Source organism: Methylomonas rapida, assembly GCF_024360925.2.
Lineage (GTDB): Bacteria > Pseudomonadota > Gammaproteobacteria > Methylococcales > Methylomonadaceae > Methylomonas > Methylomonas rapida.
In genome coordinates this window covers 929,305-943,430 of sequence record NZ_CP113517.1, presented here as the reverse complement: position 1 = coordinate 943,430, position 14,126 = coordinate 929,305, and the positions used below count along the sequence as shown (strand labels likewise).

Here is a 14,126-nt window from a genome sequence, read left to right as displayed (position 1 = left end):
TCGTCCCAATCAGGCCAGCACAAAAACGATGGGCACCTTTTATTCATTCTGATTACCAGCTCCCGACGATGTCCAGGCGTACAACGTTGTAATCCATGTCTGTCAGCTGCAATCATAATTTAGCAAAAGCGATGCCAATCATGAAAACCCTGGAATACCCCGCATCAGAATCATCGACCAAACGGGCTTTTTGGCAGAATTAGGTGATTCCACTCAGTTTATTGTGTGAAATCGCTCACTTTGTGACGAAGACCAGCGCCATCCACCCACATCCCACACAAACTGACAGCCAAACTTTCGGCGACACACATAATGCCTAACCTAAAGACAGTAATGTGTTACAATATAACATCCCAATCACTGTTTGCTTCACTTCCCATGAGAAGAGCTACCGTCTTTCTGCTATCACTTCATCCCGTCACCATCCTCGCCGATCAAGCTCTTGCGCCAGACCTGGAACTGGAATCGGTGATCGTTACGGCTCCTTTAGCAGTGAAACTCTCGGAAAGCGCCGCACCGGTAACGGTTTTGAGCGGCGACGAGTTGCGCATGAAAACCGGCCACAGCATCGGCGAGACACTTAAAAACGAACTGGGCATCAGCAGCCAGTCGTTCGGCCCCGGTGTCGGTACGCCGGTGATTCGTGGACAGGCCGGGCCTCGCGTACGGGTACTGAACAATGGCATCGGCGCCAACGACATGTCCGCGATCAGCCCGGACCATGCCACCAGCGTCGAGCCCCTATTGGCCGACCGTATCGAGGTGTTGCGCGGGCCGGCGACGCTATTGTACGGAAGCGGCGCCATCGGTGGCGTGGTGAATGTCATCGATAGCCGCATTCCAGGCCAGATGCCCGATAAAGCCTTGGGCGGCGCGTTGGAACAGCGTTTCGACTCCACCAGCGACGAAACCAGCACTGCGCTGAGAATCGACGGCGGCCAAGGCAACCTGGCCTACCACCTGGACGGTTTTTACCGCCATCGCGACAATCTGGATATCGGCGGCCGGGCGATCGATACCGCCAAAGTGGCCATTACCGATCCGTCGCTGGAAATCGTCGACAATCCCGAAGGTTATCTGGAGAACACCGGCGCCGAAGCCATCAGCGGCTCGGCCGGTTTATCCTGGATCGATGATTTCGGCTTTGCCGGCGCGTCCATCAACAACATCAACAACAACTACGGCATTGCCCCGGATGGTACCGGCGAAGAAATCGTGCAAATCGCCATGCGGCAGAATAAATACGATTTCAAGAGCGAACTGGATAACCCGTTTAAATTCGCCAAAGCCCTACGCACCCGGCTGGGCTATACCGATTACCAGCACACCGAAATCGCCAATGGCGAAATGGGCGCGCTGTTTACCAATAAAACCTACGAAGGCCGCATCGAGCTCGAACATCAAGACATCGGGCCGTTCCGTGGCGTGGTCGGCTTTCAGGCGCAATCCAGCGATTTTCAAGGCCTGCATTACCACACGCACCACCACGATGAGCATGAGGATGATCACGCGCACGAGGAAGAAGATCATGATGAACATGACGAGCACGATGGCGAACATGAAGGCCCATTGGTGGAAAACATCGTGCCGCGCTCGGACGTGCAGAGTTACGGCGTGTTTGCCGTGGAATCTTTTGACGCCGGCCCTGTGACCTACCAATTCGGCACCCGCGTCGAACAGACCGACATCCGCCCGGACGGCATGCAAAGCTTCAGCTATACGCCGGTTAGCGCCTCGGTGTCGGCCTTATGGAAACTCGACGGCAGCAACAGCTTGAATGTGGCCGTGACCCGCTCGTCGCGCGCGCCGCAGGTACAAGAGTTATTGTCCGACGGCTTTCACCACGCCACCCGCAGCTGGGAACGCGGCGACACCTCGTTAAAGGAAGAAACCTCTTACAACCTCGATTTGGGTTACCGCTTCAAAAGCGACTGGATGCGCGCGGAGCTGGACCTATTCCACAATTGGGCCAGCGACTATATCTACCAGCGCCGCACCGGCGAATTCCTCGATGAAGAAGGTCACAGCGAACACTGCGACGACAGTTACTGCGTGCCGGTGCTGCAAAGCAGCCAGGCCAACGCCATTTTCAAAGGCTACGAAGCCAAACTGATTTTCCCGGTCATGGAAAATCGCCACGGCCTGTTGGAATTAACGCTATTCAGCGACTACACAAGGGGCGAATTCAAGTCCGGCGGCGATGTGCCGCGCATGCCGCCGCTGCGTTACGGCCTGCAACTGGACTACACCAAAGAGCAATTATCCAGTTATTTGCGCTTTACCCGTGCCGACGACCAGACCTATGTTGGCGACTTCGAAACCTCGACGGCCGGCTATTTCCTGTTGAATGTCGGGGTCAATTATCAGCTCAAGGCTTATCAGGACGCCAAACTGATGGTGTTTGCCAAAGGCAACAACCTATTGGATCAAAACATCCGCAACGCGGTGTCTTATCAGCGCAACTTCGCGCCGGAAGCGGCCAGAGGCGCCGAGATCGGTTTTAGACTCAGCTATTAGGCGGCGTTATCTCAACCAGCCTTTACGCCTGAAATATAAATAGGGCAGCAAAATGGAAAACGCCATCAGGGACAAGGCAAACGGATAGCCCAGCATCCACTCCAGCTCCGGCATGTGTTGAAAATTCATGCCGTAGATGCTGGCGATCAAGGTGGGCGGCAACATCGCGACCGAGGCCACGGAAAAGATTTTGATGACTTTGTTTTGATTGATATTGATGAAGCCGACCGTGGCGTCCATCAAAAAATTGATCTTGTCGAACAAAAACGCGGTATGACTGTTCAACGACTCGATGTCGCGCAGGATTTGCTGCGCATCTTCCAGCTGGGTGGTGGAAAGCAATTTACGCCGTATCAAAAATGACACCGCGCGTTGAGTATCCAGCATATTACGGCGGATGCGACCATTGAGATCTTCTTCTTCGGCGATGTCTGCCAAAATCCGTTCGGCATCTTCGTCGCTGACATTTTGACTCAAAACCTTCTTGCTGACCGCCTCCAGCTCGGTATAAATATTTTCCAGGGCATCGGCCGAATATTCGGCTTCGGCGCCGTAAAGGTCCAGCAACACGTCCTTGGCGTCGGTGACGAAGCCCGGCTGACTGCGTGCCCGCAAGCGCTGCAACCGAAAGACCGGCAACTCCTCCCGGCGTACCGAAAATAAAATATCACCCCGTAGTATGAACGCGACCGGTACGCTGCGAGACTTGCCTTCCCTATCCAGCAAAAAATCGGAATGAATGTGGATTTCCCTTTGCTCGACGTAAAAACGGGCACTCGCCTCCAGATCCGTCAACTCTTCCGGATCGGGCAATTCCACGCCGTAATGCTGTCCAATCAGTACGCGCTGCGCCTTGGTAGGCGCCAGCAGATCGACCCAGATCGGATTGATCGCTTGCAAATCATGCCGGCAGGTAATGGCCACTTTGGCCAGTCGACCATCGACCAGCTCAAACGCGCACATCTGACCTAAACCGCAGTGAGGCTCCCGGTCGCCGACCAACTGTTCACGAAGCGTATCAGAAATTTCCCACAACACATCATCCTGACGCGTTTCTTCGACTTGCCCCCAAACCAGCACGGCGTCTTCCAAAACCAAGGTCGATAAAATTTGACCCACTTCGATAGGCGTCAAACGCGCGAGTAAAGCGTGCAATTCCGCCAGATGCTGTTTTTGCACCAACGCCGCGACCAACTTATTTCGCGGCTGCGCCTGATTTTGAACCATTTTTTCGACCAAGCGGTGCTTTTTCAACAAATCGTTGACGGTATGCAATGACAATCAAGACTCCAGAACAGGCGGTTTCAGTTACCAAGAATTTGCTCACGCATAACTTCGCACAATTCGGCTAGTGCCGAATCACACGCTGATTATCACTTTTGCTAAAGAGGACTGGAGGCGTTTTTCGATCCCCCCTATCCCCTTTTTCAAAGTGAAAAGCTATGTGTAGCGACTACCCAACATCATGATAACCGACTTTCTTCTGTTACCCGGCCTGCACGACGCAGGTAAACCCGGATCCGCCGACCACCAAGCGAGAACGAACCAAAGGCATCAGACTCGGCCGTAATTATCCTGATAACGTACGATATCGTCTTCGCCGAGATAACTGCCGGATTGCACCTCGACCATTTCCAACGGAATCACACCCGGATTTTCCAGGCTATGCATGGCACCGACCGGAATGTAGATCGACTCGTTTTCGGTGACCATGACCTCCTGACCGTCCTTGTGTACCCAGGCCGTACCCTTCACCACCACCCAGTGCTCCGCGCGATGATGGTGTTTTTGCAAGGACAGCTTGGCGCCGGGCTTGACCACGATGCGCTTGGTATGATGCCTGTCTCCGCTATCGACCAAATCGTAATGCCCCCATGGCCGATAAACTTTGCGATGCACTTGGGCTTCGTCGCGCTTCAATGCTTTCAATTGATCGACGACCAGCTTGACATCCTGAACCTTGTCCTTGGCCGCTACCATCACCGCATCATCGGTTTCCACGACCACCAAGTTCTCGACGCCGACGACGGCTACCAGTTTACTGCTGGAATGAATATAGGAATTGACCGTATCGATGGCCAATACATCGCCCTTGATGGCATTGCCGGCTTGATCTTTACCGGTGACATCCCACAAGGCCGACCACGAGCCGACGTCGTTCCAGCCAGCATTCATTGGTATCACGGCCGCCTTGTCGGTTTTTTCCATCACCGCGTAGTCGATGGAATCCGCAGGACAGCTGGAGAATATTGCCTTATCGAGGCGAGTGAAATCAAAATCGGTTTTTGCTGCCGCCAACGCTTGGCGGCAGGAAGCCAACATTTGTGGATTGAATTTTTCCAGTTCGCGCAAAAAACAACCCGCTTTAAAGGCAAACATCCCGCTGTTCCAGAAATAATCACCACTGTCGATATAGCGCTGAGCCGTTTCCACATCGGGTTTCTCGACGAAGGCCGCCACCTTGAAACCTTGGCCGATAGCACTATCGGCTGCCTTGATGTAGCCGTACCCTGTCTCCGGTGCCGTTGCGACGATGCCGAAGGTTACCAGCAAATCCTGTTGCGCCAACTCGGCGGCGTGTCTGATGGCCTCATGGAAAACCACCGTATCGGCGATGACATGGTCTGCTGGCAAAATCAACAGCACATCGTCTTCCGACGAAGCGCTCAAAGCCGCCATCGCCACGGCCGGCGCGGTATTTTTGCCGACGGGTTCCAGTATGATCGCCGACGGCCTGATGCCGATTTCCCGCAATTGCTCGGCCATCATGAACCGGTGGTCTTCGTTGCAAACGGCGATAGGCGGCTGCAAATCCGCCACACCGTTCAACCGCAACAATGTTTCCTGGATCATGGTCTTCCCCGAAACCAGCGGCAGGAATTGTTTGGGATATTGTCCACGGGACAGCGGCCACAACCGAGTACCGGAACCTCCAGAAAGTATGACGGGTATCATGATTAGGTTTTCCTTTTCTAATAAATTTGTTGGATAAAATATCGCCTCTTCAAGCTCACGAGAAGGCAAAGGGTAAGGCAGGCTTTACTTCGCTGCCATACTTGGCTTTGCTACTGGCTTGACATTGCGACCGAAATCAAACTGGATGCACATGACTGATGACATAGCGGAACTTGCCGGATCGTTCCTTAGCAATAACATCGCTGTATTCGATTTGAATATCGACATCGGCGCCTAAACGTTTCTTGAATTCACCGATAATTCTGCTTTCAGCCTCGGCCTCGCGATAGCCGCCGGCTCTTACCACTTGTACCACGGTTTTATCCAAACTGTGCTGAGTAATCTTGAAAGCATCGACGCCTTCCAGGTCGCGCAGCACGTAAATTAACGCCAAACCATGCAGCACGGTGCCGTCCCGGGCGACCACGAAATCGGTAGTCCGTCCCTGTATTTCTTCAAGTAAAGGCAAGCCGCGACCACAGCTACAGGTTTTGCCGGATAAAATCCCCATGTCGCCCGTACGATAGCGTATGAACGGGAAATCGCGAGTCGCCAGATGGGTGACGACGATTTCGCCCAACTCGCCAGCCGGCAAAACTCGACCTGCTGCATCGACGATTTCGACGATGATGTCTTCCGCGGTGATATGCATCCCACCCTGCGGGCATTGATGGGCGATGAAGCCGGCATCGCGGCCGCCGTAGCCGTTGGCGACCGGGCATGCGAACACGTTCTGGATTTTTTCCCGCTGATGCTCGTAGAGCCGTTCCGAAGTCACAAAGGCCACCTTGATGCCTAGATTGTTCAGCATGATGCCTTTTTTCTCGGCATGGCTGGCGATATGCGCCAGGGCAGACGGATAGCCGAACAGCATTTTCGGCCGGATTCTTTGAATATCGCGTATGAAACCATCGATTTTTTCCGGCGACATTTCGAAGGCCGGAATCAAGTGGGTGCGCAGCAATTTATCGCGCAGCAGCCGGATTTTATCCTGAGCGCCAAGCTCAATGGGCGAGCCCCAGATCACCGCCTCGGGATCACCGATATCGACGTTCCACCAGCGTGTCGCTCGCCATTTGGCGGCCACGTCGTGGCTGACCCGTTGCCGGCCAATATAAAAAATCAAAGGTTCGCCGCTGGAACCCCCGGTATTGAACCGAGCCAGCCCGACGGCATCATCGGCCTTCAAATCTTCGAGATGCGCTCTGATCTCGGCCTTGGACAATAACGGTACGGCGGACAATTGCTCCAGGTTCTCGACAGACGCGGGATCGAATCCGTTTTGCCCGAACAAGTTTCGATAATATGGCACATGGCCTTGTACATCGGTCAAGAACGCTTTCAGCTTATTCAGTTGCAATTGTCTGATTTGCTCGGGGCTCAACCACTGAGTCTGCTCCATCTCGCGACGAATCTTTACAGTGTTGTGCTGTTTCAGGGCCTCATGTAGCGGAAACAGAATGGCAGAGCAAAAAGACGTATAAAGGTTCATTGATTTACCAGCAAGTTGAATTCCGCCCGTAACTGAGAGATGCGTCTATCCCAGGCATTGTCGGAGGCATAGCGAATGATCGCTTGCCTGTCCCATGTACGACCCAAGGCATCACCGATAGCTGCAGCTAAGGCCGCGGAGTCCCCAAAAGGCACGATCGTGCCCAAACTGGAATCGGCTACCACCTCGCGATTACCGCCAACGTCAGTCGTCACGACCGGCAAGCCACAAGCCATCGCTTCCAAAAACACGTTGGCCCAGCCTTCGTTTGCGGTCGCCAGCACGAACACGTCGGCCGCGGATAATGGCACATATAGCTCAGTGCTTGGCATCGCCCCCAGAAAACGCACGCATTGCGTCAGCCCCAGCGCTTCGACTTGACGCTCCAGTTGCGCCCGGTTGTCACCCTCCGGACTGGCCCCGCCAACGATCAGATAAACCAATCTTGGATACTTTTCCAGTAATCCGGGCAGTATTTCAATTACACGATGAAACCCTTTTCTGTCCACCAGTCCACCGACCGAAATCAGCACCGGCACGTCTTCGGGCAGTCCCAATTGCTTGCGGGCCTTGGTTTTATCGATTGCCCGGAATTTTTCCCTATCAACGCCGTTGCCGATTACCTGGATTTTTTTAGATTGCGCGCCTAGAGCCACCACATGCCGTTTCAACGACTCGGAAACTGAAAATACTTTGGTTGCTCGCTGTAGTGCTTTCAATAAGCACTTCCGGCGTCCGGCTATTCTGGATAGCGGCACTTCGGTTCCCCGCAAAGTGATCGTCACCGGCACATCAAGCCAGCGTCCCAACCAGGTTGCAGCATAACCATCAGGATAGGCGAAATGCGCATCGATCAAATTGTAAGCCAATTCTTTTTTTAACTTGAGGAACAATGGCAGACAAGCAAGCGCCATCATGAAGCCATCCAGAGAACGAAACAAACCCGGTATCGCCAAAAAACGTGGAAAATACACGGAAATACCATTTTGCTCTTCATAGTGGCGAGGTTGCGGTCGGTAGCCTGGCTTAACCAAGCGAATCAAGCCTTGCAAGGGAAACCACGGCACCGGCGAAACCACTAACAATGGACAATGTTCCGCGACCCGACTCATGCGTTCGCGTATGAACACACCCGCATTCGGTCTGACCTGACTCGGATACAGAGAACAAAAAACCACGATTCTGGGCGTTTTTTCGCTCATCTTTTCGCTTGACTGGCGTACGCATAGACAGACTGGTAATTAGCCACACTGCGCTGCCAGTTGCGCTCATCCTCGACGTAACGCCTGCCGTTACGCAGCATCTCGTTCCAGCCGTGTTGATCCGCAAGCGCTTTTAGCACGGTTTGCGCCAAGGCATCAGGATCGCTCGCCTTAAATAGGTAACCGGTTTCCCCGTTTCTTATCAATTCCTGATGACCGCCGACATCGGAAGCCACCACAATCCGTCCCTGCGCCATGGCTTCCAGCGGTTTCAAAGGCGTCACCAGATCGGTCAGTCGCATCGACAAGCGCGGATAGACGAATATATCGACCAAGTTGTAATACCGCTGTACCTGATCGTGCGGAATGCGTCCCGTCAACAAAACAAAATCCTGCAAACCCAGCGCCTTGATCTTATGTTTTATTGCTTGCTGTTGCGGACCGCCGCCAACCAGCAATAAACGTACATTCGGCTGATTTCTGATGATTTCAGGCAAGGCATCGAGCAGCAACAACAGACCTTCGTAGGCGTAAAACGAGCCGATGAAACCCAACACGGTATTGTCAACCAGATTCAATTGTTGCAGCAACTCGGGATCGGCTTTTTCGCCGAATGTGAATTTATCGATATCGACCGCATTGGGAATCACGGTGATTTTGTCGGCCGCCACGCCTCGGCCAATGATGTCGTTACGCAAACCTTCGCAAATCGTGGTAACCGCATCGGCATGCTTGAAGATATGCGTTTCCAAGGCCTTGGTCACCCGATAACGCAAACTGCCTTCTTGAGTAGTGCCGTGATCGACCGCGGCATCCTCCCAAAACGCCCGGCATTCGTAGACCAATGGAATGCCATGTTTTTTAGACATTTGCAATGCAGCCAGACCATTCAGCGCGGGCGAATGCGCATGCAGAATGTCCGGCTGGATTTTAGGAATGATTTCATCGAGACGCTGGCGCAAGGTTTGCACGATGGCCCATTGATTCAAAACCGGCCATTTCGAGAACAGGCCTTCGGGATTCGGTGATCGATAAAAAGTCAGTCCATCGACAACTTCTTCCGCCGCCCGGCTTCCAACATGTTTGGCGGACGTGATATGAAAAGTCTCCCAACCTAACTGCCGCTGTTGCTCCAAAATGGCCCGGGTACGAAAGGTGTAACCACTATGCAGCGGTATCGAATGGTCGAGGATATGCAGGATTTTCATGGCAATATCATGATTTTGTTTTTATTAGCATCGCCGATCGCTGGAAAATTGGCAACAAGGTTTAAGGCTGTTTTGGCTCGGTCAATTTCATCCAGGCCTTACGGGAAAGATGGGGAATCAATAAATACCAGGGCATCCGCAACCAGTGCGAACGTGACTTTCAAAACCAACAACGACCGGATCACTTAATCTGAATGCTTCAACAGTACACCACTCTGACCAATGGACTCAGAACACCAGTGGCAACTGATAAATTCTTCATCAAACCAAACCGTGATATCACCTAGCTTCATCAATGCTCGGTCATATTCAGGCCAATTTAGTACTTCGTATTTCGCGTTTGCTGAGATAGGTAGGGCAATCCGAAGCTATTTGTTTGACCTTCATAGTCGCATTGTATTGGGTTAATCATAGACTTCAGTTTACGCTATCGCGATTTCATGCATCAACGTCAAAACATCCCTTGCACGCGGGTACAGACTAAGCCAAGCAAATCGAACAAAATTACTCAAGATTATTCCGCAAAAACGCTTCGAACATCAGCAACGACCAAATCGAAGCGCTGTAATCTCGCAATCCGGATTGATGCTGGCTAACCATGTGCCGCAGAAAATCCTCGTTGAACCAGCCTGTTTGCCGCAAGGTATCGCCCAGCAAAGCGTCTTGCACCCTCTGTTTTAACGGCCCGCGGAACCAACTGGCAAGCGGTACGGCAAAGCCCATCTTTGGCCTATACAGGATGTCGTTCGGCAAATAGCGTTCCAAGGATTTTTTGAATAAATATTTACCTTCGCGGCCATGCAATTTCAAGTCCGGCGGCAAGGTTGCCATCCATTCCACCAGTTTGTGATCCAGCAAAGGCACTCGCACTTCCAACGCGTGCGCCATGCTGGCTCTGTCGACTTTGGTCAAAATATCGCCGGCCAGATAGGTTTTCAAATCCAGATACTGCACCATGGCCAACGGGTGTTCGGGGGCGTGTTGACGGTAGCGGCGGAATACTTCAATGGCTTGATAGCCTTGTAATTGGCTTTTTAGCTGTTCGCTGAACAACTGAGCGCGCATTTCGTTGGACAGAACCGAAACGCTGTGGAAATACCCGGCCATGGAATCACGCCCGATCGATTCCAGCGTGGATTTGGCTCGCAACACTTTCGGCGCCCAATCCAGTTTGGGATAGATACGACCCAGCGTCGAAAACAGCGGCACCCGCAACGCATCCGGTAACAAAGCCCGCATGCGTTCTTCGTAGGTATGCCAACGATAACGCCGGTAACCGGCCAAGTTTTCATCACCGCCATCGCCGGACAACACCACGGTCACCTGTTTTTTCGCCAACTCACACACCCGATAGGTGGGCAAGGCCGAACTGTCGGCGTAGGGCTCGTCGTACAAACCGGACAATTGATCGATCAAACTGAAATCGTCGGGATCGACTTGTTCGACACGGTGCGCGGTGTGATAGCGCTCGGCCACCTGTGCGGCAAATTGCGATTCGTTGAATTTGGGGTCGCCAAAGGAAATCGAGCAGGTATTGACCGGATCGGCCGATATGCCCGCCATCATGGCCACGACCGCGCTGGAATCGACACCGCCGGACAAAAACGCTCCAAGCGGCACATCTGCCACCATACGGATTTTCACGGCTTCGCGCAGACGCTCTATCAGTTCCTCGCCAGCTTCGGCTACACTTCGGCTTTGCCCTACGTCGAATTTCACATCCCAATATTGCCGCGGTTGCCAATGTTGTTGTCCACGTCGGATGGTCAGACAATAGCCAGGCTCCAGCTTATAAACGCCCTGATAAATGGTTTTGGGATCGGGGATATAACCAAAGCCGAAGTAATCCTCGATCGCAGTCGGATCGATGGTTTTGGGTAGCAGCGGGTGCTGCTTCAATGACTTTAGCTCGGAGCCAAAAATGAAATGCCCATTCGGCAGCTGCGCATAAAACAGCGGTTTGACACCCAAGCGGTCGCGGGCCAGAAATAAGGTTTGCTGAGGTCTATCCCAAATCGCAAAGGCAAACATACCGCGCAGGCGCTCGACGCAAGCCTCGCCCCAGGCTTGCCAGGCATAAAGAATCACTTCGGTATCGCAATGGGTTTTAAAAACAAAGCCCAGCGCTTCCAGCTCCTGCCGCAGTGCCGGAAAATTGTAAACCTCACCGTTATACGTCAACACGACATTGCCATCCTGACTGTGCATCGGCTGCTGACCGCTGGACAAGTCGATGATGGACAAGCGACGATGACCAAAGCCCAAGCCCGGCTCGGTATGCAGGCCACCTTCATCGGGGCCGCGATGGAATTGCGATTCGTTCATTCGCGACAACAAATCGCGGTCTATCTCGCTGCTGCCATGAATATCAAAAATACCGACTATGCCGCACATGATTGTCCTATTGGGCTGGGTTATTGCCTATCGTAAATGTGTCGATAGCGTTCTACCATGCTATCGATGGAAAATTCTTCTCGGGCGCGGCGCAACGATGCCTCTGCTAACCGAGCACGTTTATCGTCATCGAGCAGCACATCCAGCATCGCTTCAGCCAGTTGCTGCGGATTTTCCTTATCCACCAAACAGCCATTCACACCCTCCTCGACCAATTCCGGATTGCCGCCGACACGGGTAGCGATAATCGGCAATCCCGTCGCCATCGCTTCCAGTATCGTGTTGGATATGCCTTCGGCCTTGGATGGCAAGACGAATACATCCAAACTACGCAAAATATCGGCAATATCGCTACGCTCGCCCGGCAACCAGGCCTGTGCCGATAAACCGCAATTTGCCAGCAAGACCAAGGCTTCTTCCCGCAAAGGACCATCGCCGATGATCAGCAAGCGCGCCCGCCCGGCAAACGATTGAGATTGATTGCAAGCCTGGATGAACGCCCTGACCAAAGTTAATTGATCCTTGACGCCGTGCATGCGCCCCACCGTGCCAATGACGACTTTATCGTCCAACGCCAACGGACAGCCCAGCGGTATGGGCCTTGTAGCCGCTCTGGGATAAAAGACTTGGGTGTCGACACCGTTACAAATTCGGGTAGCTTTCGCGGCGGGAATGCCAACCTTGTTCAGCAAGTACTCCTCGAGATGCCGAGACAGTGGAATGAAACGATGAATCAGCAGCCCCAACAGCCTCCGTAACCATTGATATTTGACATTGCTTCCGTCGGGGTCGAAGACATCCCAGCCGTGCTCGCCATGCACCCTATAGGGTACGCCAGCCAAAAACGCGCACACTTGATATTCGATCGCGGCAAGGTTGCGCGTGTGCACAACAGCAGGCCGCAATCGTTTGATCAGTTGATAGACGTTTAAAAAGCTCGCCCAATCCTGACCTGGTCGTTTGTGCATCTCGTAGACGTCAACATCCGGGCGCTGTATTCGGTTCTTAAAATCTGTACTATCGGTCAAGCAAATAATCGCATGCCGATACTTATCTGCCGGTAAGCGATTGATCAGATTGACCAAGCCGTTTTCCAGCCCGCCGATGCCAAGGCGATAAATGATGTGAACGATCAATGGCGGCTGCGACATGGATTATTGGCCTTCACCACTCAGTACGCGGCACAGTTGTTCACCATTATGCTGCCAACTGAACTCGGCTTGCACATAGCGGCGGTTAGCGATGATAGGCGGCATCGCTTGTTGCAAATACCGCAAGACTTGCTCGGCAAATTCATCAGGCGAATCTATGGCGGGCACCTGAATGGATGAATCAGCGCAGATGCCTTCCATAGCCGCCGAAGTGACTACCACAGGCCTGGCCATCGCCATGGCCTCCAACACTTTGTTCTGAATGCCTCTGGCAATACGCAACGGAGCCACGACTACATCCGCATGTGCGATATAGGCTCTCACGTCGTCAACTCGGCCGGTTACCACCACGGAGGCATCGGTTTCAGCCAGTTGCAGCACCTGTCTGGCGGGTTTGGAGCCCACGATATAAAAACGCACGGCTGGACATTGCGGCTTGATCGATGGGAATACCTGTTGCGCAAACCAGACCACGGCATCCACATTGGCCCAATAATCCATTGCTCCGGTAAAAACGATAGTTTTCAGGTCTTTCGAATAAGGCGAGTCGTAGGGCAATTCCGGATTGAAAAATTCGGTATCAACCCCGTTGTTTACAAATCCGACTTTATTGGCAACGCTGGGGGCCAATTGCTTGAACAAATGGGCTTCCTGCGCGGACACGAACAACGTCGCCTCGGCGCGTTGAGCGATGGCCGTTTCAAACTGCAGCAACTTTTGCGCTTCGCGCCGATACACCCAGCTCGCCGGCCAGGGTTTGCTTTGCGCATATTGCCGCCATTTGTCGGAATCCACATCGACGAAATCGGCCACCAGTCGCAAAGCCGGATGGTTCTGTAGATAGTGCGCCATTGGCGAGGAAAAAATCAGCGCGCTTTCGATTTTTCCCTCGGCAATCACGTTATCCACCCAACTTTGCATAGCCGTATTACGGTAGTAGGGCAAGCTGAGGGCTTCTCCGCTCAAGAATCCGGTCAAGCTCTTTATTTTGCCCAACTTCGGCTGTAGCTCGACGCAAAAACTCTGCTTGCAAAAGGGTTTCAAGGCATCGAGATATGGCCTGTCTTCGGGATCATCGATGAACGTCCCCAGATAAACTTCATATTTTTCCGCCAACGCTTTCAGAAAATGAAACGAACGTATCTTGTCGCCTTTATTCGGCGGATAGGGAATGCGGTGAACCAGATAGAGAATGGGTTTCATATAA

The 14,126-nt window shown here is 52.9% G+C and carries 9 protein-coding genes; 1 reads left to right on the top strand and 8 read right to left on the bottom strand.

The window, feature by feature from the left end; all coding sequences use genetic code 11:
- Nucleotides 1-378: 378 nt before the first annotated feature.
- On the top strand, nucleotides 379-2,517 hold the full coding sequence (locus tag NM686_RS04500; RefSeq protein WP_255186687.1) for a TonB-dependent receptor: 2,139 nt from the start codon (nucleotides 379-381) through the stop codon (nucleotides 2,515-2,517).
- 6 nt (nucleotides 2,518-2,523) lie between these two features.
- On the opposite strand, the gene corA is transcribed toward NM686_RS04500, so the two are convergent.
- The 8 genes from corA to NM686_RS04460 all read right to left on the bottom strand — a co-directional run bounded on the left by corA (nucleotide 2,524) and on the right by NM686_RS04460 (nucleotide 14,122).
- Complete coding sequence (gene corA, locus NM686_RS04495; RefSeq protein ID WP_255186686.1) at nucleotides 2,524-3,798, bottom strand: magnesium/cobalt transporter CorA; 1,275 nt, start codon at nucleotides 3,796-3,798, stop codon at nucleotides 2,524-2,526.
- A gap of 273 nt (nucleotides 3,799-4,071) precedes the next feature.
- Nucleotides 4,072-5,472 carry a mannose-1-phosphate guanylyltransferase/mannose-6-phosphate isomerase gene (locus NM686_RS04490; RefSeq protein WP_255186685.1) on the bottom strand — a complete coding sequence of 467 codons (1,401 nt, stop codon included), beginning with the start codon at nucleotides 5,470-5,472 and terminating at the stop codon, nucleotides 4,072-4,074.
- A gap of 136 nt (nucleotides 5,473-5,608) precedes the next feature.
- Nucleotides 5,609-6,964: a phenylacetate--CoA ligase family protein gene (locus NM686_RS04485; protein ID WP_255186684.1), complete on the bottom strand. Its 1,356-nt coding sequence runs from the start codon at nucleotides 6,962-6,964 to the stop codon at nucleotides 5,609-5,611.
- Nucleotides 6,961-8,166, bottom strand: coding sequence for a glycosyltransferase (locus NM686_RS04480; protein ID WP_255186683.1), 1,206 nt, complete (start codon nucleotides 8,164-8,166; stop codon nucleotides 6,961-6,963). The genes NM686_RS04485 and NM686_RS04480 overlap by 4 nt, the downstream gene beginning before the upstream one ends.
- Nucleotides 8,163-9,374, bottom strand: coding sequence for a TIGR04063 family PEP-CTERM/XrtA system glycosyltransferase (locus NM686_RS04475; RefSeq protein ID WP_255186682.1), 1,212 nt, complete (start codon nucleotides 9,372-9,374; stop codon nucleotides 8,163-8,165). Before NM686_RS04475 ends, NM686_RS04480 begins: the two co-directional genes overlap by 4 nt.
- Nucleotides 9,375-9,878: 504 nt before the next feature.
- Nucleotides 9,879-11,768, bottom strand: coding sequence for an XrtA/PEP-CTERM system amidotransferase (locus tag NM686_RS04470; RefSeq protein ID WP_255186681.1), 1,890 nt, complete (start codon nucleotides 11,766-11,768; stop codon nucleotides 9,879-9,881).
- 20 nt (nucleotides 11,769-11,788) lie between these two features.
- Entirely contained in the window at nucleotides 11,789-12,919 is a 1,131-nt protein-coding gene (locus tag NM686_RS04465; RefSeq protein WP_255186680.1) for a TIGR03088 family PEP-CTERM/XrtA system glycosyltransferase, read from the bottom strand.
- A gap of 3 nt (nucleotides 12,920-12,922) precedes the next feature.
- Nucleotides 12,923-14,122 carry a TIGR03087 family PEP-CTERM/XrtA system glycosyltransferase gene (locus tag NM686_RS04460; RefSeq protein WP_255186679.1) on the bottom strand — a complete coding sequence of 400 codons (1,200 nt, stop codon included), beginning with the start codon at nucleotides 14,120-14,122 and terminating at the stop codon, nucleotides 12,923-12,925.
- Nucleotides 14,123-14,126: the final 4 nt, after the last annotated feature.

What these genes read in the sequence shown, in the direction of transcription:
- NM686_RS04485 (WP_255186684.1), bottom strand. Translation starts at nt 6,964, where the DNA reads ATGAACCTTTATACGTCTTTTTGCTCTGCCATTCTGTTTCCGCTACAT.
- NM686_RS04475 (WP_255186682.1), bottom strand. Translation starts at nt 9,374, where the DNA reads ATGAAAATCCTGCATATCCTCGACCATTCGATACCGCTGCATAGTGGT.
- NM686_RS04500 (WP_255186687.1), top strand. Translation starts at nt 379, where the DNA reads ATGAGAAGAGCTACCGTCTTTCTGCTATCACTTCATCCCGTCACCATC.
- NM686_RS04460 (WP_255186679.1), bottom strand. Translation starts at nt 14,122, where the DNA reads ATGAAACCCATTCTCTATCTGGTTCACCGCATTCCCTATCCGCCGAAT.
- NM686_RS04470 (WP_255186681.1), bottom strand. Translation starts at nt 11,768, where the DNA reads ATGTGCGGCATAGTCGGTATTTTTGATATTCATGGCAGCAGCGAGATA.
- NM686_RS04490 (WP_255186685.1), bottom strand. Translation starts at nt 5,472, where the DNA reads ATGATACCCGTCATACTTTCTGGAGGTTCCGGTACTCGGTTGTGGCCG.
- NM686_RS04480 (WP_255186683.1), bottom strand. Translation starts at nt 8,166, where the DNA reads ATGAGCGAAAAAACGCCCAGAATCGTGGTTTTTTGTTCTCTGTATCCG.
- NM686_RS04465 (WP_255186680.1), bottom strand. Translation starts at nt 12,919, where the DNA reads ATGTCGCAGCCGCCATTGATCGTTCACATCATTTATCGCCTTGGCATC.